General features: G+C 58.5%; 19 protein-coding genes and 2 pseudogenes. 8 read left to right on the top strand and 13 right to left on the bottom strand.

Annotation, left to right across the window (positions count from 1 at the left end):
• Positions 1-136: 136 nt before the first annotated feature.
• Positions 137-1,930 (bottom strand): hypothetical protein, encoded by a 1,794-nt coding sequence (locus U5G49_RS28545; protein WP_193442930.1) that lies wholly within the window; start codon positions 1,928-1,930, stop codon positions 137-139.
• 264 nt (positions 1,931-2,194) lie between these two features.
• Between U5G49_RS28545 and U5G49_RS28550 the strand changes: the two genes are divergently transcribed.
• Together U5G49_RS28550 and U5G49_RS28555 are read left to right on the top strand one after the other, a co-directional pair.
• Positions 2,195-2,662, top strand: a complete 468-nt coding sequence (locus U5G49_RS28550; RefSeq protein WP_112907020.1) for a hypothetical protein — start codon at positions 2,195-2,197, stop codon at positions 2,660-2,662.
• Between the two features lie 32 nt (positions 2,663-2,694).
• A complete protein-coding gene (locus U5G49_RS28555) occupies positions 2,695-3,225 on the top strand; it encodes a CYTH domain-containing protein (RefSeq protein WP_193442928.1) in 531 nt (176 codons plus the stop codon).
• On the opposite strand, the gene U5G49_RS28560 is transcribed toward U5G49_RS28555, so the two are convergent.
• The 3 genes from U5G49_RS28560 to U5G49_RS28570 are packed head-to-tail and all read right to left on the bottom strand — an operon-like array spanning position 3,188 to position 5,903.
• The gene (locus U5G49_RS28560; RefSeq protein WP_018245763.1) at positions 3,188-4,126 is read right to left on the bottom strand and encodes a DUF2950 family protein; all 939 of its coding nucleotides are present in this window, start codon (positions 4,124-4,126) and stop codon (positions 3,188-3,190) included. The two genes, U5G49_RS28555 and U5G49_RS28560, sit on opposite strands and share 38 nt — an antisense overlap.
• Positions 4,127-4,155: 29 nt before the next feature.
• A complete protein-coding gene (locus U5G49_RS28565) occupies positions 4,156-5,547 on the bottom strand; it encodes a DUF3300 domain-containing protein (protein ID WP_193442925.1) in 1,392 nt (463 codons plus the stop codon).
• Between the two features lie 41 nt (positions 5,548-5,588).
• A complete protein-coding gene (locus U5G49_RS28570) occupies positions 5,589-5,903 on the bottom strand; it encodes a hypothetical protein (protein ID WP_193442923.1) in 315 nt (104 codons plus the stop codon).
• 333 nt (positions 5,904-6,236) lie between these two features.
• On the opposite strand from U5G49_RS28570, the pseudogene U5G49_RS28575 reads away from it, so the two are divergent.
• The 5 genes and pseudogenes from U5G49_RS28575 to U5G49_RS28595 all read left to right on the top strand — a co-directional run.
• Positions 6,237-6,350, top strand: a pseudogene (locus tag U5G49_RS28575) (DUF3302 domain-containing protein); the annotation flags it as partial.
• Positions 6,332-6,618: pseudogene (locus U5G49_RS28580) on the top strand (HlyD family secretion protein); the annotation flags it as partial. The pseudogenes U5G49_RS28575 and U5G49_RS28580, both read left to right, overlap by 19 nt.
• Positions 6,619-6,696: 78 nt before the next feature.
• On the top strand, positions 6,697-8,415 hold the full coding sequence (locus U5G49_RS28585) for a SulP family inorganic anion transporter (RefSeq protein WP_193442921.1): 1,719 nt from the start codon (positions 6,697-6,699) through the stop codon (positions 8,413-8,415).
• Between the two features lie 18 nt (positions 8,416-8,433).
• Positions 8,434-9,279: a polyphosphate kinase 2 gene (ppk2, locus tag U5G49_RS28590; protein WP_018245768.1), complete on the top strand. Its 846-nt coding sequence runs from the start codon at positions 8,434-8,436 to the stop codon at positions 9,277-9,279.
• A gap of 38 nt (positions 9,280-9,317) precedes the next feature.
• Positions 9,318-10,430, top strand: coding sequence for an AI-2E family transporter (locus tag U5G49_RS28595; protein WP_193442919.1), 1,113 nt, complete (start codon positions 9,318-9,320; stop codon positions 10,428-10,430).
• Positions 10,431-10,557: 127 nt separating this feature from the next.
• Here U5G49_RS28595 and U5G49_RS28600 read toward each other — a convergent pair whose 3' ends face one another.
• The 9 genes from U5G49_RS28600 to U5G49_RS28640 all read right to left on the bottom strand — a co-directional run bounded on the left by U5G49_RS28600 (position 10,558) and on the right by U5G49_RS28640 (position 21,342).
• Positions 10,558-10,794, bottom strand: a complete 237-nt coding sequence (locus U5G49_RS28600; protein WP_193442917.1) for a hypothetical protein — start codon at positions 10,792-10,794, stop codon at positions 10,558-10,560.
• Between the two features lie 237 nt (positions 10,795-11,031).
• Complete coding sequence (locus tag U5G49_RS28605) at positions 11,032-11,382, bottom strand: potassium channel family protein (RefSeq protein ID WP_018245771.1); 351 nt, start codon at positions 11,380-11,382, stop codon at positions 11,032-11,034.
• A gap of 151 nt (positions 11,383-11,533) precedes the next feature.
• Positions 11,534-12,628, bottom strand: coding sequence for a calcium/proton exchanger (cax, locus tag U5G49_RS28610; RefSeq protein WP_112907030.1), 1,095 nt, complete (start codon positions 12,626-12,628; stop codon positions 11,534-11,536).
• A gap of 23 nt (positions 12,629-12,651) precedes the next feature.
• Positions 12,652-13,578, bottom strand: coding sequence for an amino acid ABC transporter substrate-binding protein (locus U5G49_RS28615; protein WP_193442914.1), 927 nt, complete (start codon positions 13,576-13,578; stop codon positions 12,652-12,654).
• A gap of 15 nt (positions 13,579-13,593) precedes the next feature.
• Entirely contained in the window at positions 13,594-14,946 is a 1,353-nt protein-coding gene (gene potE / locus U5G49_RS28620; RefSeq protein ID WP_193442912.1) for a putrescine-ornithine antiporter, read from the bottom strand.
• A complete protein-coding gene (speC, locus tag U5G49_RS28625; protein ID WP_193442910.1) occupies positions 14,943-17,330 on the bottom strand; it encodes an ornithine decarboxylase in 2,388 nt (795 codons plus the stop codon). The genes potE and speC overlap by 4 nt, the downstream gene beginning before the upstream one ends.
• On the bottom strand, positions 17,327-19,588 hold the full coding sequence (locus U5G49_RS28630) for an arginine/lysine/ornithine decarboxylase (RefSeq protein ID WP_193442908.1): 2,262 nt from the start codon (positions 19,586-19,588) through the stop codon (positions 17,327-17,329). Before U5G49_RS28630 ends, speC begins: the two co-directional genes overlap by 4 nt.
• 150 nt (positions 19,589-19,738) lie before the next feature.
• Complete coding sequence (locus U5G49_RS28635) at positions 19,739-20,665, bottom strand: cation diffusion facilitator family transporter (protein WP_193442906.1); 927 nt, start codon at positions 20,663-20,665, stop codon at positions 19,739-19,741.
• A gap of 320 nt (positions 20,666-20,985) precedes the next feature.
• Positions 20,986-21,342: a hypothetical protein gene (locus U5G49_RS28640; protein ID WP_376770316.1), complete on the bottom strand. Its 357-nt coding sequence runs from the start codon at positions 21,340-21,342 to the stop codon at positions 20,986-20,988.
• A 359-nt stretch (positions 21,343-21,701) separates the two neighbouring features.
• On the opposite strand from U5G49_RS28640, the gene U5G49_RS28645 reads away from it, so the two are divergent.
• Entirely contained in the window at positions 21,702-23,063 is a 1,362-nt protein-coding gene (locus tag U5G49_RS28645) for an amino acid permease (RefSeq protein WP_193442904.1), read from the top strand.
• Positions 23,064-23,066: the final 3 nt, after the last annotated feature.

Raw genomic sequence — 23,066 nt, forward strand, 5'->3', positions numbered from 1 at the left:
ATTAACCTTTTGTCGTGAAGAGAATAGCGATCTGATTTGGATCAGCTCATTGTCATGGCGACCCGTCACCTCGACCTTCATGCTGCACGCGACGACCCTGCTTTCACCAATAAAACCGACGTTGCAGTCGTTACACTCAGTTCCCAGGCTTCTCGTCGTATTGCAGCGGCAAGCCGGCTGCCTGCAGTCCTACAAAAAACCGCTCCTGGTCTTCGATCCGCACCAGCCGACTGGCGACCTCCTGTTTAATATTCGGGATCAACGCCGGTGAGTGGAGCTCGATCCAGTCGAGTTGCTCCTTCGCCTCGGCCTTCTTTCCCATGGAGCCGAGGATAGCGACCAGCACGAGACGATGCATCGGATTGTAATTGAGGTCCGACATGCGGGACCATAGTTCCGCAGCCTGTGTGTCCCCTCGCATGAAGGCGCAAAGCGCCATTCCCACCTCGTAATACCCGCGGGGGCCAGCATTTTTGCTCACGACCGCCGAAATCAGCTCGCATCCTCTGCCCCATTGGCCCGACATCGACAAGCGCAAGCCGTATTCACCGGCCACTTCAGTGTCGTTCGGATTGCTGGCATAGGCCGCCTCGCCGGCGCGCATGGCCCCGGCCAAATCACCACCGAAAAAATTGGCAAGCATGAGGGCCTGAAGTGCGCGCGCATTCTTTGGGTCGAGTTGCACGGCGCGCTCTGCAAATTTCTTTGCGACGCCAAGCGTGGCGACGGTCGGCCTTGTATTCAACTGATACGGAAAGCGAAACTCATCAAGATAGGTCAGGGACAACAAGGCCGTGGCGTTGGAATCGGCCGATTCTTCCTCAACTGCCAGTTGCAGACAGGTTTTTGCCTTTTCGTGTGCACGGGCAGTCATGTCGCTGCGGTAGCTGTAATAGGACAAGACACATGAAAAGGCGTCCGCGCCATTAGCGATATTGGCGGTATCGGTCTGGAACATGGCGCCAAATGGACGCGCGACTGCCGTTGCAATTTGCTCGGCAAGACTTGCCTGCGTTTTCAAGATGCCCTGCACTTTCATGTCGGCATCGTAATTGCTCGCCCAGATAACGGCCCCATCCGTCCGCCGTACAAGCCGCGCGGTTGAACGCAGCATGCTGCTTTCCAATCGCACGCCTCCCTGAAGGGCATAAAGCGGCTCTGGCGAAATCTGCCCCTCTCTGGACCGCGGCAAGTCGGTAACGACGACAATGTCGTTAAAGGGAACCAGCTTTTCAATAATGTCGTCGGTGATGCCCTGCGAAATGTCCAACGCAAGTCTCCCGTCGGAACTGCTTTCGAAGCGCTCGACGACAATGATCGGGCGACTGCCGACTCCGGATGCTAACTCAGTTCCCGCGTCAAGCGGCCTGTCATGCTGAAGCAGCGCGGCGGCCGAGAGAAGACTTATCACCACACCTCCGGCAAGGAGCCAATTTCGGGATCGTGACAATTGGGGATTTGCCGTAATTTGCTTGATTCCATCCCTGGGGGCATCAATCCGTTGTAAGCCCTCCTCCGAAGATATCGGCCATTCGGATTGCGGCATCGCTACCGTTTCAACGCCCGGCCTCACGTCGAAGACCGGAGCGTAGCCGCCCCTCGGAATTGTGATGATGACCCGGTCGGCGCTGCCGGCAGTCAGATAATAGTGCTCCAGCTCTCTGCGCAGCCGCCCTGCTTCGATGCGTACGCACGGATCCTGCTGGGCGTCGAAATTCGCATCTCTGCCAAAAACGGCTTGCGCGATGGTAAAGGCCTTTAAATAGTCGCGACGACCGGCAAGCGTTTCAGTCACGACAAATTCCAGGAATCGTCTCGCCCGCTCGGGAAGGCGAAATTCCGGACTGGAAAGAACGCGCTCGAGTTGCTGCTGCACTTCTTCGTGTGAAGCCAAGCCGCTGCTAGTTGCACCAACACCTGCACTTGTCATCGGTTCCCCGCCAGTTTCCGATTGCAAACAACCTGCAGTATAATGCTGCAGACCATAGTCCCGACTTGTCAGAACGGCAACGCCATTCGACCGAACAAGCTGACAGGGACAAACTAACTTTGACGGCCACCGACGTTCAGGGAGGGGGCAGCGAGCGCCGCATGCCAGCGTAAGATACAGTATACTACCGAAGCGGACGTGTATTTTACTGCCCTAGCCTCCCCGCGCGCCTTATCATTTCCGCGCATTATGGAGGAAGCGACGATGACATCACCTGAGACGCCAACATCCCATTCGATGACAAGCGCAGAGGATCTGCGCAAGCGTGCTCTGGAGCTTCAGCTTCTCGAAATGGAGCGCAACGAAAAGATCAAATCGCGGGAGGCAAAGAAACATGCCGAATTCGTGGAGGATTTTTTTCGCAAGCAAATCGGTGAAGCGGAACGCGCCGTTATCAAGCGGCTCGTGATGAAGGCAGCTGCGGACGGCAAGTACGAGGCCCTGATCTACAGCTTCCCCTCGACTTTCTGCACCGATAGCGGTCGAGCTATCAATAATAATCTTCCCGGATGGCAGAAGACGCTGCAGGGAAGGGCAAAGGAGCTTCTGGAACTGTTCGAGGAGGTTGCCAAGCCACAGGGCTACGGGCTCAAGGCGATGATCATCAACTTCCCCGACGGCATGCCGGGCGACGTAGGCTTCTTCCTGACCTGGGAACCGCCTGTCGAGTGACCGACGGAGCGATCCAAGCGAAGGAACCACAATTGAAAGCGACTGAAATCGAGCGCAAGTTTCTGGTCCGCGACGACAGTTGGCGTCATTGCGCCGACAATGGGCAGGTCCTACAGCAGGCTTATCTGTCCCAACGTAATCAGAGCTGCGTGCGCGTTCGCCTGATTGACGGACATTGTGGATACCTCACAATTAAGTTCCCCATGTCACGCCTCGCTAAAGAGGAATATGAGTACGAAATTCCCGTCGGCGAGGCACGTGATCTTCTGCTCGCCGCCGGTCACATTCTCGAGAAAACCCGCTACCGCGTTCTTCATGACGATAGACATTGGCAGGTGGACGTCTTTGCAGAACCGTACGAAGGATTGACGCTCGCCGAGATCGAAATGGCGAGCGAGGATGACCGCTTCACGCTGCCGCAATGGCTTGGACGCGAGGTAACGGGCAACAACCGGTACTCCAACCGCGCCATGGCCGCTGCCTCGCGTGTGTCGGCCATAGCGCAGGGGGCCACTGGGCGGGATCCTACTCGCCTACGATGGTCCAATCGGCATCCGGATTGAAATCTTTTATCGCCGCGGCCCGCGCTTCGGTTTGCGGGCCGAGATCGCGCTGGTAGATGGCACTCCTCCCGTTGACAACAAATGTCTGCACGCCGGTCACCCGATATTTGACCGGCCAAGCGATAAGGGCAAAGCCGCCCGTCATGTAGCCGTTGACGATATAGCTTTTCTTGCCCTCAAGGACTTGGTCTCCCTGTGCAGTCAGGATGCGATAGCGATAGCCAAAGTAACCTTCCCCGCGTTTGGCGGCGCCGAAGGCCGCCGTCTCGACCAGCGCGCTTGCCGGGCTTTCCTCGGGATAGACGTTCGGATCCCAGTACAGGCCATCAAGTTTGCCCGGACTGCTGATCAATTTCTTCGCGAACTCATAAATGCCATCGCCGTCACGATCCTCGGATGCGTATTGATACTGCGCCGCGACATATTCGTGCATCGTATCAAGGGTGGCGAGTTCATTTTCTCCGATGCGGCGGTTGATGATCTCTTCGAAACCGCGCTGGGTGTCAAAGGACCATTTGCCGTCCTTGCCTTCGGTCAGCGGAAACGGCAGCGGCCAGAGCCGATCGCCGATCGCAACGATCTTCATGCCTGCAGAATCCCGCAGGACCACTTGACGCTCGGCGCCTTCGCGGATCAATCCGTAGGCGATCATCGCCTCATTGCTCGAGCGCAGCTTGTCTGGCTTCAAGCCGAGCAAAGCGGCAAGATCGTCGATACTGTCGGAACTCAGGGCAGATTTCAGTTTGTCTAGAGCAAGCGATGGATTGTCGAATTTCGGCGACGGCGTTGCCGCCTTGTATTCGGCGAGATCTGTCTGCACTTGGGAGAGCGCCGGTGCCGCCGGCATTGCGCAAAGCACCGTCGCAAGCATAAACGGAATTGCGATCGATTGACGTCTCATGATGTAACTCCTTGAGCTAGAAAGAGGTTTTACCGCCGTCCGCCGCCACCGCCGCGTCCGCCACCGCCGCCACGACCGCCACCGCCGCGACTCGGCATTGGGCGCGACCGCTGCTGGGGGGGACGCGCTGACTGGCGATGGGCGCCCATGCTCTGCGCTCCCCGCTTTGAGGAGACAGCCTCGCGACGACCGGACTGGACGTTGCCAAGCGCGCTTGGTTGCCGTCCGCGATTGTCGGGTCTGGCGGCCATCTGCGGCTTGCTGGGCTTCTTGACGGATTTCTGCGCAGGCTTTGACGGACGATTGGCTGCCTTCTGAGGACGCGCCTCGGGCCGGGATGCAGCCGGGCGATTGGCGGCCGTAGGCCTATTTCCCTGCGGCCGCTCCTTCAGTCCCTGCGCCGTGCTTTTGCGAATATCTTCCGCTCGCGCCGAATTGGCGCGATTCGCAGGTCTCTGGCTCGCCTGGATATCGTTAGCCCTGTTGCGCAACTGGTTGCGATTGTCGGCCTGCAGCCCGGACTTGATCGCCGATCGGTCCAGCTTCGAAATCTGGTCCTTGCCGATACTCAGCTTGCTGCGATCGACATTGCTCCAATCGACGTCGTTCCATTTCAGCTTTCCGTTGAAGTTACGGTCGTTCAGGCAATTGTTGCAGTCGATATCGATATCGCCATCCCAGCGGCCACCCCATACACCCCAGTCATCCCAGTTGACGACGGCTGCCCAGGCAAGGCCGGTCACCGCGCCGGCAAAGAACGTCGCCCCGGGATAATAATAGTTGTCGTAATAATCGGGGTAATAGGAGACCGGCGCTGACGCATAGTCCGGCTCATAGAGCATTTCCGGCGGATATTGCGGGATATAGATCTTTTCCGGATCGGTTGGCCGGATGATGATGTTGTCGTTTTCGGTAACAACCGTCACCTTGTCATCCGTCTTGATGATGTTCTTTGCCACCGCTTCGTCGCGAAGCTGCTGGATGGCAATCAGGACATCCTTCTGCTGGTTGGCGAGCGCATCGGCGAGCGATTGGGTCCAGTCGAGATCCTCGCTCATCATCTTGACGATGTCTGGATAGTTGAGAAGCGAGACGACACTGCCGTCCCAATCACTCTTGGGCTTGAGATCGGAATTTTTCTTCTTCGCCTCCAGGAACCGCTGCGCCTCGATGATCTGCAGAGGAAAGAGCGAGGCAGCTGAAATTGCCGCGACCAACTCGTCCGGATAGAGCGCGATCCGTGCCACCAGTACTTCTAGCTCATCATCCGACAGAAGCGCGGTTTCGGGTTGGTCGGCACTCGTCTGTGCGGGTGCCGTTGCCGGCGCAGGGGTCTGGGCTCGCGCCGGGAGGGCCGGCTGGAACGCAATGATTGCGAGAGCCGACAATCCACCAAGCAGTTTGCGAGATATTGCTTTCATAACGCACGTACCTCCCTAGGATCATTGAATGACAGAAGCGCTTACGGAGATTTCGGGCCGGTCGGCGGCGACCGCCTGAGCACCACAATTTTCGATTGGGCGATCGCCTCCCCCATTTCTTTCAACAGGGCGTCGACGAGATCTGTATATTCCTGCCGCCGCGCCTCTCGAACCGCCTCCGGGAGCCGCTCGATATGTGCCAGAGCCTGCGCCGCAGCAGCGAGATCCTCACACATGCTGTGAAAGGGCTCGTTGACATAGAAAAGCCGCTGCACCAGCCGCTTCTGTTCGGGGAAAGAAGTTTCTGCCGTCTCGAGGGCGGACAAGTATGTCGAACCACTTTCTCCCGACACCATCCCCGCCTCCGCCGTCGAACTACGCTAAGCAGATGCAAGGGACTATATAACAGGCGGATCGTCGAGAGACGTAAAATACGCGATCCTACGTTAGCCGGCTTCCGAAAACTCGGGAAATTCCGCACACGGAAACTCGGATGGCATCATCTCGCGGACCCCACCTCTTTAGTTTCCGCAGAGACGTTCTTGTCGCACGGACCGACTTCCAGGGCCCCGGTGTAGCTTACGTGATGCTACGGGTCTTTGCGCCAAAGCGGGTCTAGAATTTCATGGTCGACAGTGACGGAACGGTGTGAATTCAGATCATGATCAGAAACCTGAAAGGGAGGCGTTGTGTTTCTCGACTATTTCGCTTTAGGTGTGCTGGTCTTTGTCGTGATCACCTTGTTTTACGCGGTGATTGCGATCCACGACGTCCCTCATCTGATGGCCAAGGCGCGAAAGCACGGGTCCAGGAGGTCATCGACGTGTGATGGCCCAAGGCCAGTTGCGGCCAGGCGGCGCATTGATCGATCCGCAATCGCCCGAACGCATTGCTCCCGGACAAACGCTGGCACGCATCGAGTTGCTCGAAAGCACTGAAGGTTACCAACTGCCGGGCGTCGTCGTCGCGGAGGTCGTGGTCTATACCCACCACTGGCACCACGTGGCAGTTCTGAGAAAAGTGCTTCTGCGCATGAGCAGCTGGATGAACTTCGTGTTCCTGGAACACTGAAATGAGACCGATCCTTTCGGCATCAGCGATGCAAACGCGATGCCGGCAAGGTGCAGAGAAACATGTCAGGAGGCCGCGGTGATAGCCAATCTTCCGATCCTGCGTGGCCTGGCCGGTTTCAATCGAGACTGGCTCCGCAGTGACATTCCGGCGGGACTTTCGATCGCGGCCGTGGGCTTGCCGAGCGCCATCGCCTATCCGGCGATCGCCGGTCTGCCGCCTGAAACCGGCATCTACGCCAGCATCGTTGGTCCGATTGCCTACGCGATCTTCGGTCCTTCCCGGCTGTTGGTCATCGGCCCCGACGCCGCCACAATGACGGTACTTGCGGCTGCGATGGCGGCGATCATTGCGGCAGAGCCCGCCGCCGCCGGTATCGATCGGGTCGCCATCGCCTCGACCCTTGCCCTCGGGGTCGGTTTCTTTTGCATCGCTGCAAAGCTGCTGAAGCTCGGCGTCCTGGCAAGCTTTCTCTCCCGCCCCATCCTTGTCGGTTTCTTCGCAGGCGTGTCCCTCTCGATCCTGGTCGGCCAGATCGGTCGTTTTACCGGAGTGAAGATCGAGTCGGAGGGATTGATCCCGCCGCTCCTCGAGATTCTCCGCAAGAGCGCTTCGATCCATTGGCCGTCGCTCCTTTTCGGCCTGCTCATGTTCGCATTGCTATGGGCGGTCCGGGCCTTCCCGGTCAAGGTCCCCGGCCCCGTTCTGGTCGTCGTCCTGTCGGTCGTTCTTTCCGCAATCTTTGATTTTCATGGACGAGGCATCGCCGTCGTCGGCGACATTCCGAGCGGGCTGCCGATGCTCTCCTTTCCAGCACTCCATCAGATGCCACTCGACAAGATCGTGCTCGGCTCCGCTGCGATCTTTCTCGTGAGCTTCGGCGCCGGCATCGTAGCCGCGCGCAGCTTCGGATCTCGGACCGGCGAAGAGGTCGATGCAAATCAGGAGCTGATCGGCCTTGGCGCCGCCAATATCGCGCCTGGCCTCTTCGGTTCGTTTCCGATCAGCGTATCGGATTCGAGAACCGCCATAAACCTGTCGACCGGCGGCGTCTCTCAAGCTTCAGGTTTGGTTTCGGCTGCCACGCTGGTTGCGGCACTTGTTTTCCTTCATAGTGCCTTGCGGATACTTCCAATCCCTGCGCTCGCGGCAATTCTTGCAACGGCAGCCATCAGCCTTATCGATGTTCACGAGCTCAAAAAGATCTGGCGCATCAGTCGCATGGAATTCGTCTTTGCGCTGATCGCAATGTGGGGCGCAATCAGCTTCGGCGTTCTCAATGGCGTAATCGTCGCCGTTGCCGCAACCCTTGTCTATCTGGTGCGCAAGACGATGTTCCCGCGCGACGGCCTTCTTGGCCGCATCGAGGGACGGCATGGTTTCTTCGACCTGGCCCGCTTTCCGGAAGCGCGCCCCGTCGAGGGTGCGGCAGTCTTCGCGATCCAGGGCAACATCCTATTCTACAATGCCGATTACCTGCGTATGCGGCTGACGACGATTGCGAAGGGGCTCGCGGCCGGAACGAGGTGCTTTGTGCTGGATGCCAGTGCTATCACACATATTGATAGCACTGGCGCGACCGCGCTCGCCGCTGTGGCCGAGATCCTTGCGAAGCGAGATATCATCTTCGCAATCGCCGACCTCAGCGAAGAAAGCCGCGACATTCTCGAGCGCGCTGGAGTGATCAAGGCGATCGGCGCTCACAACCTTTTCAATGGCAGGGAAGAAGCCCTGACGGCGCTCACGAGCAAGAATAGCCAAGCGAGCGATGCCGGTTCGGCAAGCACTGAGCTTTAGACGCGAAGGAGGAGAACCATGGACGAGAAATATGAACCCCAGCAGGTCGATGCAGAGGCAGGCCGCAATGGCAAAGACAAAAAGAAGAAGAAGAAGTCATGGGATTATGACAAGGAAATCAGCCGCCTGCAGGTGGAACTGGCCCATCTGCAGGCTTGGATAAAAAAATCCGGCGCACGAGTGGTCATCGTCTTCGAGGGGCGAGATGCCGCCGGGAAAGGTGGCATGATCAAGCGAATCATGGAAAAGGTAAGCCCACGCGTCTTTCGCGTGATCGCCCTGCCCGCTCCGACCGATCGCGAGAAGTCCCAGATCTATATGCAGCGCTATATCGGCTATCTGCCGGCGGCTGGGGAAATCGTGATCTTCGATCGCAGCTGGTACAACCGTGCAGGCGTCGATCGCGTCATGGGCTTCTGCAGCGAGAAGAAGGCACAGCGATTTCTTGAACTGGCGCCTCGCTTCGAAGCGGCAATCGTCGAAAGCGGCATCATTTTGTTGAAATACTTCCTGACGGTCAGTGAAGATGAACAGGATCGCCGTTTCAAGCGCAGAATCGACGACCCGTTGAGACAATGGAAGCTCAGCCCCATGGATGTCGAATCCTATCAACGCTGGTGGGACTACACACGCGCCTATGACGAAATGCTGCGAATGACCGACAGCAACCATGCGCCGTGGTGGATCGTGCCATCGGATGACAAGAAGCATGCGCGGGTCAACTGCATCTCGCACATCCTGCAATCCATTCCCTATGAGCGTGTGAAGTTTGCGGCACCTGATCTCGGCAAACGCCAGAAACGCCCGTCGGATTTTGTCGAAGATAGCAGTATTCGGCACGTCGTGCCCGACACGACGTCATAGATCACCTCGGCCGGAACGGCGCGGGACGGGATGCGACGATGGAACAAACAACCGGAGATACGACGGCGCAGAGAGCCGACACGGGGCAGATTTCGATAGAGGCAAAGGTAAGCGACCTCGTCAGATTGGGTATTATCGGGCTCTTTGCCTATTGGACCCTGCTTCTCATCGCGCCCTTCGCGCTGATCGTCGCCTGGTCGGCCATCCTTGCGGTGGCGCTCTTTCCGATGTTCGAGGCGCTTTCGAGACTGATCGGAAACAGGCCCGTCATTGCCGCGACTATCATTGTCGTGGCCTGTCTCGTCCTGATCATCGTGCCCCTTGCGCTCGTTGCGGTCAACTTTGCCGATGCGATACAGCCGCTTCTCGCCAAATTGCGGGCTGAGAACTTGGCGCTGCCCGCTGCGCCGGCAACCATTCGCGAATGGCCCATTGTCGGTGAGCAAATTTATGTCGCATGGAACCAGCTCGCTACCAATCTGGCATCGACCATCGTCAAGCTTCAAGCGCCAATTCTCGAAGTCATGGGTGTCATCGTCGCAAAATTGGCCTCGCTCAGTGGCGGTGTCTTGAGCTTCGTCGCCTCGATTATTCTCTCGGGTATCCTACTCACCATGTCGCCGCGACTGGCTGTGGCAATACAGGTACTGGCAAGCAGGATCGCTGGCGACAAGGGCGTCGGCTTTGCGCGCTTGGCCGGAATGACCGTGCGAAACGTCTCGAGGGGCGTGATAGGCGTCGCCTTCCTGCAGGCACTCTTATGCGGATTGTGCTTTGCCCTCTTTGGCATTCCGGCCCGCGGGGCCCTGACGTTACTGGTGTTTGTCCTTTGCGTAATGCAGCTCGGGCCTGCGCTGGTACTCGTGCCTGCCATCATTTGGGCGTGGTTCTCCTGGCCGACTTCGACCGCGCTCATCTTCACAATCGTCGCTGTCCCGATCATGGTTGTCGACAACGTCCTGAAGCCGATCCTGATGGCGAGAGGTCTCTCGACGCCGATGCCGGTCATACTGATTGGCGTGATAGGGGGCACCCTGTCATACGGTCTGCTGGGGCTGTTTTTGGGACCGATCGTCCTCAGTGTCTTTTATGAATTGCTGAGAGCCTGGGCCTGGCCGTCAGAGGCACCAGGCGAATCGAAAAATGCTTGAAACAAAGCGTGACCGGCAGGCCGGGAGGCATGAGAACACGCCGAACTCGTGTCAGGACTTGTCACAAGTCGAAAACTCTCCATCCGCCGACGGACTACGTTCCGGTTTTAAAGTGTGCATCCCCTCCTCACCGATCGGTGCAATACATGATGACTTCTTGCTCTATCTCGCGGCAGAGTTGCTCGTACTCCTTGATCAGCATTTCCTCCCTGGGGCTCTGTCTTCGAAACCGGTCCAGCGCATCGGCGGCAAGATCATAAGCCTCAAAGATCTCGTCCAGTGTCTCACTGGCCTGGTCGGCCAAAACACGACGGAAATCAGGGAGTCTAAGCATCAATTTCCTCCGTCCACGCTCTCTGCCCATTGATTAGCTCCGCGTTAAGCACCCCCGCAAATCATACGAATTCGCTCGAGTATCAGATCGTACCATAGGAGATCTGCATTGATGTGTTTTCGGAATGAGAGTTCGGCTGGGATGCAATGGCTGTTAGGAAGCCGTTTGCGGCGAACGTGGACATGCCAGCGCGAAAACCTAGCTTTATGTGACCTAGCATATCGATGGCACGCCGCCGGACGGGGGAAGACGTCTCGTTGACATGTACTACTCCGCGCTGCCGCGATCAGTCGCGTTCAAGGCCTTCACAGTGACCGCAGCTACGACGCCGGTCAGTATAATTCCCGCAAAGCCGATCACCACTGCCAACACCCGCGCCGACACGTGCTTGGGCGTAAAATCGCCATAGCCGATAGTAAGCCCTGTAACGAAGGTGAAGTAGAGAGCTTCGTCGATTCGCCAATCCTCTATGCGCCATATTGCAAGGCCGGAGATGATCATAATCGACACAATGCCGGATAGAATCGGCCAGATTACCCGCAGCTGCTTAGCAAGCGCGATGAAGAACAGACGTCTTATTTGCCTATTGCTCGGCTCATTGCCTACTTTTGACGGCACGACTTCGACCTTTCTGCGGTCAGCGTCAGGAGAGAGCGATGAAGCGTGGGGAACCCAAGCCCGAGATCCACCAGACCGCATCAGTCGCATCCAACCACAGTCTATTTGCCTCCGGACGATTGCCGCTGTCTCTCGTGAGCGGCAATCCACTTCACGGCATTCGTGGCGGCAAGACATAAAGCGTTATGGCGAAGATCAAATAAACCATCAGCACCAACACGCCGACGAACCATGCAGACCGTCCGCTATTGGTTACGAACATCGCCGTAATGGTCGCAAGCAGCACCATCACCACGACGCCTGGCGGAAACTGCAGGTCCATCGGTGACGGACCGATCACGTAACTGAGCAAGACCAGGACGGGCGCTACGAACAAAGCGATCTGCGAAGCGCTTCCCAGCGCAATGCCCACGCTGAGGTCAAGCCGGTTCTTGCGGGCACCGGAAAACGCCGAGGCCATTTCGGCAGCGCCACCAACCAGTGCGACGACAATGAAACCGACAAAGGCAGGTGTCATTCCGAAAGCTTCCGCTGCCTTTTGCACGGATTCGACGAAGATCTCGCTTACCAGCGCCACGAGGACGGTGACTCCGGCGAGCGTGACCAGGGCCAGGCCGATCGGCCACGGCATTTCGTCTGTCTGTGCGTGTTCTGCGGCGGCGAAAATCTCGCGATGCGTCCTGAGGCTGAACAGCAGCCCAAGTCCGTATCCGACGATGAGCAGGAGGGCTAGGCCAAGACTGAGCTGTTGGGTGACGGCGGCTGCGGAGGTGGAGTCCATTTCAGCAACAGCCGAAGGCATCAGCAACCCGACTGTGGCGAGAAAGAGCAGGCCGGCTTGAAGACGCGCGCTGGCTCGGTTGAACTCCTGGAAGTGGTACTTAAGCCCGCCAAGCAAAAACGAAGCGCCCAGCATGAACAGCGTGTTGGTGACGATCGCGCCGGCGATGGACGATTTCACCAGCGTGTATTCGCCAGCGCGCAGGGCAGCCAGCGCGATCACCAACTCGGTGAGATTTCCCAGGGTGGCATTGAGCAGCCCGCCTGCGGCGTCACCCGTTTTGGCGGCAACTGATTCCGTAGCGTGACTGAGCAACCCGGCCAGCGGCACGATAGCAAGCACCGACAGAACAAAGAGTGTCGTGTGGGCCTCGGGGATGAATATCGCAGCAACGAACACCACCGGCACGGCGATCAGCAACCACAGCATAGGGCTGTCGCGTATCTCTTTCAAAAGGAGGCTCAACGGACGCTCCTGTTCGCGTGATGCTATTCAGGCAAGGCCGTCTGCTGGAAGAAAGTGACAGTCGCTTCATCCGGGGGGCCGAACCACGTCGTAAAGAATGTGCGGAAATTCTGCGCCGCATAGGCCTGGCTAAGCGCGCGGTCGACGATGAGCCGGAAGTCCTCGTCTGCGCGCGCCAGTTCAAGACCGAGTGGCTCGTAGGTGAAATGCCGCTTCAGGACGACAAGATTGCCAGAATTGTCGCTGCGCGCCGCAACGTCCATCAGGAGCGGCATGTCTCCGAAAAGGACAGCTGAACGACCGTCAAGGACCCGCTCGATCCCTTGCTGGAAGCTGTCAACTGATGCCGTCGTCGCGGCGAGCTGAAAGGTCTTGATTTTGTCCGACAGCCAGTGCTCGCTCGTCGTCCCTGTGATCGATGAGAATGTCTTGTTCTCAAGTATCGTGCGCGCCGGCGAGCCTCGCCAGACAGGCCGGCTCGACGGTTCGCCATATTCCAGCACCTCGCGCAAAGCCAGGGGTGCGCTCGTACTGACGACAGCCCCGGTGCCGCTCGGAAAAATGGGGATCGAGAACGAAACCTCCTGTCTGCGGCTGAGTGTGACGGGCTCCGCCCCGCAAACGAGATCCACCACGCCATCCTGTATCGCACGCGCCCGCGCCTCGCCGGTGAGAGGCACCCATTCCACAGCGAGCTGCGACAGCTTCAGTTCGGCTTTCACGCTGTCGGCAACCTTGTTGCAAAGAGCAACCGCATAACCGTCGGGCGCGCCGTTGTCCGTCTTGAATGAGAAGGGCCTCGCATCGGCCTCATAGCCGAATTTCAACGAACTGCTTGCGCGGACGCGGTCCAGTGTCTGTGCATGAGCGGGCGAAAAACCCACTGCTGAGACTACGATGGCGAATATGGAGGCGCCTGTTGCGATCCACCGACCTTTGCTGATTGGCATGGTTTTCCTCCTTTGCTACTCGGCCGGCGCACGGTTCACGGCGAAGCGCGGTGCGATCAGGCCATAAATTATGAAGCTGATACCTGTTACCAGCATTCCACCCATCACCGCATCCTTGCCGGAAGCGTAGATAGCGAACACGCTGTAGAGCATACCGAGGATGCAGACGGCGGCGTTCAGCCTGTACTTCGCCTGCGGCACGCCCGCCGCCTTCATGATGACGAACAGGGCCGAGAGTGCGATGATATAGGGCAGCACATTGGTTACCACCGCGAGATTGACCAGAGCGGAAAACTGCTCGCTGAGCGTCGGAGAAATGGTCATCAGGGCAAGACATGTCTGCACGACGCCGAGAATGATCATCCCCTTTACCGGTGCGCCCATCTCGTTCACACGTGAGAATACGGCGGGGAACATTCGCCCCTCAGCGGCTGTGCGCGCGGTCTGCGCGATCGTGAACTGCCAGCCCAGGAGCGAGCCGAGACAGGCAAGGACTGCGAGCGCCATGATGATCGAGCCGATCGTCGGGTTGAACATGTTGGCATAGGCCAGCGCGAACGGCCCGGTCGAGGCCGCAAGTTCTGCGTTCGGCACGATGCCCTGAATGACCGTCGTCGACAGGATGTAGATGACGGCGGCGCCAAGTGTGCCGAACATGCAGGCAAGCGGCACGTCGCGCTTCGGGTTCTCAACGGCATCCGAATTCTGCGCCGCCGACTCCATCCCGAGGAAGGCCCAGAGCGTCAGGGAAATACTCGATCCCATTCCTTGGCCGAGCGTCAATCCCTTCGGATTCCAGGCGGCAGCGAAGGTGCTTGAACTGAACCACAGCCACCCGATGATCGAGAGCAAACCCACTGGAATGATCACACCCCAAACCGTTATTGAGCCGATGCGCCCGGTGATGCGAGGCCCGCCGAAATTTGCCGCAGTCGTCAGCCAGAGAAGAACGATCAGCGCCAGACATGTCATGATCGGCGTCGAGGTCAAGACAGGAAAGAAGCCCGCAAGGTAGCCCACCGCAGAGATGCCGATCGCGACATTGCCGATGGCAAGCGACAGAAAATACAGAAAGAACACCAGGAAAAAGCCGTCCTTCCCATAGGCGTCCTCCGCATAGGCCGACATGCCCCCCGGCCGCTGGTTGAAGATCCCGGCCTGAGCGAACCCGTAGGCTATCGCCATCGAGCCGATGGCGGTCACAAGCCAGGAGAGCAGCGAGATCGCACCCACCTGCGCCATGTTGGCAGGCAGCATGATGATGCCTGAACCCATCATATTGACCGCGACAATGAAGGTGAGTTGCACCAGGTTCATCTTTTTCTTGGCCGTGGCCTCACTGGCAAGATGCATTGTGTTGTCGGTCATGATGAGATCCTCCCGTCCCCCTGCTCGCGCACGACGTACGTATAGAACTTGATCCGCCCATCGATCCGTTCCTGGAATACGCCCTGGACTTCGTAGTTGAAGCCCGGGAAGCGATTGAAGGACTCTTCGAAAGCCAGGAAATAATCGCGCATCGGCCGCGCCCTTTCGTCCCACCGCTCTCCCGGCACGATCACTCCGATGCCTGGCGGATAGATCAGTGCCAGCGTCGCCGAGATCCGGCCAGCGGCTTCAACGAGGGGCACATAGTCGACATTGTTGGCCACCAGCGCTTCATAGGCCTGTTTCGGCGCAATTGCCGGTTCCGGAAAACTCTCTGAACGAAAGCACAGGCGCTGCAGGCCCCTAACGCCGGCATCGCGATAGAACGAATGCATCTCCCTGCAGACCTGCCGCACCGTGTAGCCCGCATAACGCTCGCGATTGGCTGCAAACACCGTCGGCAGAACCTCCTGCAGTGGCGCGTCGCGATCCCAGAGGTTCTTGAACTTCACCAGCTTGGCAACCAGCGTATTCAGCTTGCTCTCATCTTCTGCCGGCGTGAGCAGGAAAAGCAGGCTGTTGAGATCGCACTTCTCCGGCACGACCCGCTGCTCGCGCAGATAGTTGGCGACCACGGTCGCCGGAATTCCGAACTCGCGATATTCGCCGGTCTCCCGGTCGATGCCCGGCGTCAGCAGCGTGAGCTTGTTGGGATCAACCATAGTGTAGCCGGACGCATAGCCGGCGTAGCCATGCCATTTTGCCTCCGGGTCGAACCGCCAGCACTGCTGCTCGCGCTTGAGCACATCGGTGGGGATATCTTCCCAGCGTGTCTCAGCGAGGTCGCTCGTATGCTTTGAACCGGACACCGAGATCTTGTCCGGCACGAAGGGATCGAAGAACCACTGCTCTTCGGGACTTCCACCCCTGGTTTCATAATGTTTCACGAAGCCGCGCAGCTTCTTGCGAACCTCAATCCCGAGTTCGATACAACGATCCCAGAGCATTTCGCCCGCCTTGCCCTCATGCACCTTGGCGTTGACGTCAAGCGAGGCGAAGAGCGGATAGAAGGGAGAGGTTGACACATGCATCAGCAGCGATTCATTGAAGCGCTTGTGCTCAACGAACCTGCGTTGGCCGCGGATATGTTCGTCGCGTTTGTGGATCTGCGAGGCCTGTGAAAAGCCGGCGCCCTGCTTATGTACCGACTGCGTCGAGAACAATCCCGGCATGTCAGGCCGCAGGTCCTCGAGGCGCATGGGACTGTGCCCCTCAAAGAGCGGATGAAAGGCATTGTAGCCGATCCAGGCTTCGTCCCAGAGAACGTAGTCGCAGAGATGACCGATCTTCTCCATCACCTGGCGCACATTGTAGATGGTGCCGTCATAGGTGGCGAGCTGGATGCAGGCGAGACGGAAGGGTCTCTCGGCATTGGCGCGGCCTTTGTCGGCAACGAGCGGATGCGCCGCAATCTTCTGCCGCAACCAGCCTTCATCCCAAGCCTCCCAATCGACCGCGCCTATCATGCCGAAGGAGTTGCGGGCCGTTGGCAGGTAGATGGGAATAGCACCAGCCTGCACAAGCGCACCCTGGTGAAGGGACTTGTGATTGTTGCGGTCGAAGAGCACGAGATCGCCGCTCCGCAGCACCGCGTTAGCAACAACCTTGTTGGAGGTGCTGGTTCCGTTCAGGATGAAATAGGTGCGATCCGCGCCGAAGATGCGCGCCGCCTGCTTCTGGGCCTCGGCCGCGGGCCCTTCATGGATCAGCAGATCTCCAAGATCCACATCTGCATTGCAAAGATCATTGCGGAAAATGCCCTCCCCGAAATACTTGAAGAAGAGCTGCCCCGCGGGCGACTTCCGATAGAACTGCCCGCCCTGGTGACCGGGGCAATCGAAGGCGATATTGGCCTCGCCGTCATAGGCCATCATGCCTCCGAAGAACGGTGGCAGCAGCGACTTGCCGTAATTGACCAGGCTGGAGATGATCTGCTTGGCGTAGAAGGCCGGTGTCTGCTGCCCGAGATAGATGAAACCGTCCACCTCGCCAGCCATTTCCACAACGTCCAGGTCCGCGATGGTCAAGGTATCGGCCATCGCCCAGACGGGAGTGCGAAATCCAATGTCCCGGACGGAGCGAAGGAAGGAACGCGCACCCGCCAGGCGCCCGCCTTCGACCGAACCGATATAGGCTCCGACGGAGGCATCCTCGGACACGTCGGCGGAATAATCATACCTCAGTTCCACCTCGAAATTTTCCGAAGCGATCTGCGTCAACAACTCCTGCACCTGCGGGTCGTCGCGATCGACGACCGCCACCACCTTCAGCATCTTGTGAAACGGGATGGCAACGGTCGGAGACTTCACATCACGCGGGATCATTGTGGCCGTCCCTCTGCAACACAATCGACGAGGTACCGACGCCCATTGTCGCCGGCTGTGAATCGTAGGCCGTGGATATCGGTTTCGAAACCGGGAAACTTCCGGTCGAATTCACGGGCATAGAGCAGGTAGTCCTGGATCGACTTCGTCGATACCGTGATCCGTTCACCTGGCATGATCAATGGAATGCCCGGCGGATAGGGAACGATCATCACGGCAAGGACGCGGTTCATGAGGTTGTCGATCTCGACGCTCTCGATCCGCCCTTTGACGAGGTGATCGTAGGCGTCTGCGGGCCGCAGCGCCATGTCGGGCAGCACGGTGTACATCTCGCGCTGCGCCTTCGGCACGTCATCCTTGCGGTAGATCGCGTGGATGCTTTCGCATAGATCTCGCAATCCCATGCCGCCATAGGCCTCGGGATGTGCTGCGGCGAGAGCCGGCAATGCCCGCGTCAGCGGAGCGTTGGCGTCGTAGAGATCCTTGAAATTGATCAGTTCGGTGACAAGCGTGCTCCACTTGCCACGCGTAATCCCCATCGAGAAAAGGACAAGGAAGGAATAGAGGCCGGTCTTCTCGATTTCGATGCGGCGGGAGGAAAGGAACTTCGTGATGACGCCGGCCGGGATCCCGTGTTCCTGCATGGTGCCGTTCGCCGATAATCCCGGTGAAAGGATCGTGACCTTGATGGGATCGACCATCACATGATTTTCGGCAAGGCCTTCAAAACCATGCCAGGCATCACCAGGCTTCAGAACCCATTCGGCATGAGTATCGCTCGGCGTCTGCTCTGCGACGGTCGGTTCCCACACATCGAACCACCAGCTTCCGTTCATCTGCTTCCTGACCGCGTTCATCGCACGGCGGAAGCTGATTGCTTCGTCGATCGTCTCTTGTACCAGGGAGCGCCCGGCCGGCTGCTCCATCATGGCCGCCGCGACATCGCAGGAGGCAATGATGCCGTACTGCGGCGAGGTCGAGGTGTGCATCATGAAGGCTTCGTTGAAGCGCGTGACATCCAGGCGCTTGTTCTCTGCATGCTGGATGTGGATCATCGATGCCTGCGAAAGAGCCGCCAGCAGCTTGTGCGTTGACTGCGTCGCAAAGGTAATGGCGTTCTGCGAGCGCGCAGGCTGGGTGGATGAGATTCCGTGAAAGCCGTCGTAGAACTCATGGAAATTCGCGTAGGCGTACCAGGCCTCGTCGAAGTGCAGCACCTCGACCGCATCGCCAAGCGATGCTTTGATGGCATCGACGTTGTAGCAGAGCCCGTCATAGGTCGAATTGGTGATGACCATCAATCGGACCTTGCCGCTGGTTTCGCCGGCGTACCGGCTCGCAGCGATTTTCTGGGCGATAGCCTCCGGCGTAAACTGGTCCTTCGAAATCGGGCCGATAATGCCGAGCCCGTTGCGGGACGGCGTCAGGTAGATCGGCGTTGCGCCCGTCATGATCAGCGAATGCAGGATGGACTTGTGGCAATTGCGGTCGCAAAGCACGAGATCGCCGCGTCCGACCATGCCGTGCCAGACGATCTTGTTCGCGGTCGACGTGCCGCCGACGACGAACAGCGTTTCGTCGGTACCGAAAATGCGCGCCGCGTTGCGCTCGCCCTCGGCGATCGGCCCGACGTGATCCAGCAACGAACCGACGCTGCCGACCGATACGGAGATATCGGAGCGGAGCGTGTTTTCACCGAAGAACGTGTAGAAGAGCTGACCAACCGGGCTTTTGCGGAAGGCGATTCCTCCGCCATGACCGGGCGTGTGCCAGGAATATGCTCCCTCGAGCGTATACTTCATCAGAGCCTTGAACATCGGTGGCGGCAGCCGATCGAGGTAGTTGCGGGCAGCCTGCACGATGGCCCGCGCCATGAACTCTGCCGAATCCTCGAATAGCCGCATGAAAGCGTTAGCGTGGCGCAACACGGTGGCCGGAACATCCTCCGCCGTCGTGTCGTCCCCGAAAAGGAAGATCGGCATCCGGTCGTTCTTCTGGCGCTTGTCGCATAGAACCTCTTCCAGCACCTTCCAACGCGAGGCTTTGTCCTCAGTGCCGTCGACGGAAATCAGCCAGCAAGATTCCGTATTGAAAATATGTACCAGGCGACGCGCATCCTCGTAGGAGACGCCGGAAACAACACGGAACCCCTCGTTTTCGATCGCCGCTGCCAGATCGCGCATCCCGCGCCCTGCAGCACTCTTGCCCTCAAAATCCTCGTCGATGACGGCAATGGGAAATGCCTTTTGGAACTCCATGCGCCCCTCCAGACCCGATGTTCAATGCAGCAGCCGCCGCGCAGCCACCGTCATCTTGGGTGAAAAGATCGTACACACCAGGCGCATAGGCGTCGTTGATTGCAATCAACGTGGGGAGCAAAATGCCATTGGACAGAGCAAAACAACGAACTATTCGGCCCATTCCGCATCGGCGGTAAAGGCGATGGTGAGCCAGCGGTTTGCGCTTTCATCCCCGATTGCGGCACCGATTTCGTCGCGAAGCGCATCCCATTCCTCGACCGTCTTCGCAGGAAGTCCCTCGGGCACGATGAAGTAGAGCTCTATCTGCGTCGCTCGACCGACGCGGGCGACATAGGCGCGGTAGGAAAGGAAGCCGAGACGGCGAACCGTTTCTGAGGCGACATGATCGACATGATCCTTGAGCTCGACAGGTGCAATCAACAGGACTTCGGTCAGTGCCTTCCAGACCGTGCCGATCGGCAGCGGGATCATTACAAGGCAGACCAGGGCCAGCACGATGGGATCCATGTAGTTGGCAACCCAAGCGACGGGCGTCGGCTGCACGGCGAAGCCAATCAGAAATGCTATGAGCAGGGCGAACGAGATACCGCCCGACATGATCCAGGCCTTGATATCGAGGGAGATGAAATCGGATTTCAGTTTGCGGTTCAGCCTGATGCCGATGATGGCCATGACGACACAGATGAGCATCGTCGTGGCGGAATATGCGATGGCAATGCCGAAACGGAGTTCGTGTCCGCCATTGAGGATGCTGATAATCGCATTGATCAGCGCGTAGACCGCGACCGTCATCAGCACGCAGCCGTTGAGCATGAGGACGATCGGCTCAAGGTGCCAGAAACCCATGGTGAAGCGGTTGTGAACTCTGCGCGACAGCGCATCGCGCTGCGCCGATTTCACGATCAGGCTCGAAACCGACAGCGCAAGCCCGGTCATTGCAGCGTCAGCCAGCGAATAGACCCCATCAAAGGCGATGGAGAACGAGCCTGAAAGGATGCCGAAGATGATGCCGAGCGCGGCAATCACGATGGTGGCCGCAATCGAAATGCGTAGAAACCCTTGTTCGTTCCACATCGCCACCTCCCGCACAGCCCACACGCCTCGCGCTCACTCTAGCGTGTCCGCGCCAATCGTGAAGGCATTCGAGACAATCGCCGACTACGGAGTGAACCGGATTTTCTATTCTTTGGATGGAGGTTCGCGCCCTGGAAGGACTGTCCGAAGGAGCTACAGACACTGGGGAGGAAGCCCCGGGGGCTTCCTGACAACCTCGTCGAATGGCAGGCCGCGATCGCGCCCTGCGGCAATCTCGCGATCATTGCCTGAACATCATGAGAACCGGGGCGATCTGCCCCGGCTCGACATTTAGAGGCATGGCCGGGCGCAGATTTCGGTTATTCCACATAGAAAGTCATGTTGCCATTGCGTGCTCGCGTCACCCACTCAATATCATTTGGCGTGAGCTTTTTGGCCTTGAGCTGCGCCACAAGCCATTTGTTCGACCGAATTGCGGCTCTGATGGCTGCGACATGCTCCGCACTCCCTGCTCGAGGGTGTGCGCCAGTCTCTGAAAAATCTGCGATTCTGTAGCTTACAATCGTGAACCTTTTGCTATGATAGGTGCGCACCGCCTCAGGCAAATTCTCACTCCAGTTCATTCTTCGGTATTCGCGTCGATCCTGCTGGGCTTGAACCGGAACGATGCCGGCAGCAGTCAATGCGACAATCCCAATGATCATGGCCATTTTCATCGTTCTAACTCCCAAGAACAAAATGATCCTCAGTCGCAAGATATCTTATGCCCAAGAGCCTCGCATTGAGTGTGATCAATAGTGTTCGAACAAACACCCTGAATAGTTATGTGATTACGGACACCTTCCTCTTACAATGAGGCAAGGTGGCCGACTGACAATCCAGTTTCAGCGAGGTATGTAAGGGAGACGGGCTGCGCCAGATCGTCGACCGGGGTGATCCTGATCCGGAACGTGCGCAACGCTCGTCGACTACGCATTGAACCGGATTGCGGCGCCAAGTCTTTGGAGGGAAGATCGCGCTGGGCAATGGCGGTCCAATGGAGCCATGAGCACCGGCCTTCGCGGGAGGAGACTTCATGACAACTCCGAATGGCAAGAGCCTCGGACTGGCCGCCTGTACTGCCATCGTGGTCGGAAACATGGTGGGTTCGGGTTTCTATCTCTCGCCGGCCGCAGTAGCGCCCTATGGCAATCTCGCTATCGTCGTCTGGATCGTCATGGGAGCCGGCGCGATCTGTCTCGGCCTCACATTCGCGCGGCTTGCCAGTCTCGTGCCGGCTGTCGGTGGCCCCTACGCCTACACACGGCTGGCCTACGGCGATTTTGCCGGCTTCCTCATTGCCTGGGGCTACTGGATTTCCATTTGGACATCGCTTCCCGTTATCGCCATCGCCTTCGCCGGCGTGATGATCGATCTCGTTCCCGCTTTTGCCAACCGCCTCGCAGCGACATTGCTGACGCTTGGGGTGATATGGACGATCGTGCTGGTCAATCTTCGCGGCGTTCATGCGGCGGCCCTGTTTGCGCAGGTTACCACCTATGCAAAGCTCATGCCCTTTGGCGCTGTCGCTATCATCGGTCTTCTCTTCATCGACACCTCCCATTTCGCGGAGTTCAACCCCAGCGGGCAGCCGCTGCTAAAGTCGGTCGCGGCCTTGGCGCCGCTGACCATGTTTGCTTATCTCGGGCTGGAATCAGCAACAGTTCCCGCTGGCGATGTTCGGGACGCTAGACGAACCATTCCCCGTTCGACCGTTCTCGGAATTTCCATCGCTGCGGCTCTTTATGTGCTGGGCACCATCGTCGTCCTTGGTGTCGTGCCCCACGAACAGCTCGTGCATTCCGTCGCGCCGTTTTCCGAAGCTGCGGGGATCATGTGGGGGCGCGGCGGAGAACTCGCAATATCGGTCGCAGTCTTGCTGTCATCGATCGGCGCCCTGAACGGCTGGACGCTGCTGATGGGCCAGGTTCCGATGGCTGCTGCCCGGGACGGGCTCTTCCCTCCCCTGTTCGCACGGCTCTCGAGCCGGGGCGTCCCGGCGGTTGGCATGATTGTCTCGGCATCATTTGCGACCATGCTGGTGCTCGTTCAAGCTTTCGGGTCGGAGGGTTTTGCTGCGGTCTATCGGCTCATGGTCGGGCTGAGCACCATGACTGCCGTCGTCCCCTATGCCTTCTGCTCGCTGGCCGGAAGCCTTGTAGCTGCCGGTGTGACCAAGGAGCGGCGAATGCCGCGCGTCACCGCAATCGAGCTCATCGCCTTCATTTTCGCGATATTCACGCTCTATGGGTCCGGCGCCGAGCCGGTCCTCTATGGTCTCGTCCTGCTCATGCTTGGGATACCGGTTTACGTCTGGCAAAGAAGAAACACGTCCGCCATGCAGGTGGACAGTGAAGAAACGGCAGCGGGTGCTGCAACACACCCGGCCGTATCCTGACAA

It is taken from the genome of Rhizobium indigoferae (assembly GCF_034554815.1).
Taxonomy (GTDB): Bacteria; Pseudomonadota; Alphaproteobacteria; order Rhizobiales; family Rhizobiaceae; genus Rhizobium; species Rhizobium leguminosarum.

Coding starts and splice junctions, on each gene's coding strand:
- U5G49_RS28545 (WP_193442930.1), bottom strand. CDS start 1,930: ATGACAAGTGCAGGTGTTGGTGCAACTAGCAGCGGCTTGGCTTCACAC.
- U5G49_RS28550 (WP_112907020.1), top strand. CDS start 2,195: ATGACATCACCTGAGACGCCAACATCCCATTCGATGACAAGCGCAGAG.
- U5G49_RS28560 (WP_018245763.1), bottom strand. CDS start 4,126: ATGAGACGTCAATCGATCGCAATTCCGTTTATGCTTGCGACGGTGCTT.
- U5G49_RS28565 (WP_193442925.1), bottom strand. CDS start 5,547: ATGAAAGCAATATCTCGCAAACTGCTTGGTGGATTGTCGGCTCTCGCA.
- U5G49_RS28570 (WP_193442923.1), bottom strand. CDS start 5,903: ATGGTGTCGGGAGAAAGTGGTTCGACATACTTGTCCGCCCTCGAGACG.
- ppk2 (WP_018245768.1), top strand. CDS start 8,434: ATGGACGAGAAATATGAACCCCAGCAGGTCGATGCAGAGGCAGGCCGC.
- U5G49_RS28595 (WP_193442919.1), top strand. CDS start 9,318: ATGGAACAAACAACCGGAGATACGACGGCGCAGAGAGCCGACACGGGG.
- U5G49_RS28600 (WP_193442917.1), bottom strand. CDS start 10,794: ATGGGCAGAGAGCGTGGACGGAGGAAATTGATGCTTAGACTCCCTGAT.
- U5G49_RS28615 (WP_193442914.1), bottom strand. CDS start 13,578: ATGCCAATCAGCAAAGGTCGGTGGATCGCAACAGGCGCCTCCATATTC.
- potE (WP_193442912.1), bottom strand. CDS start 14,946: ATGACCGACAACACAATGCATCTTGCCAGTGAGGCCACGGCCAAGAAA.
- speC (WP_193442910.1), bottom strand. CDS start 17,330: ATGATCCCGCGTGATGTGAAGTCTCCGACCGTTGCCATCCCGTTTCAC.
- U5G49_RS28630 (WP_193442908.1), bottom strand. CDS start 19,588: ATGGAGTTCCAAAAGGCATTTCCCATTGCCGTCATCGACGAGGATTTT.
- U5G49_RS28635 (WP_193442906.1), bottom strand. CDS start 20,665: ATGTGGAACGAACAAGGGTTTCTACGCATTTCGATTGCGGCCACCATC.
- U5G49_RS28640 (WP_376770316.1), bottom strand. CDS start 21,342: ATGAAAATGGCCATGATCATTGGGATTGTCGCATTGACTGCTGCCGGC.
- U5G49_RS28645 (WP_193442904.1), top strand. CDS start 21,702: ATGACAACTCCGAATGGCAAGAGCCTCGGACTGGCCGCCTGTACTGCC.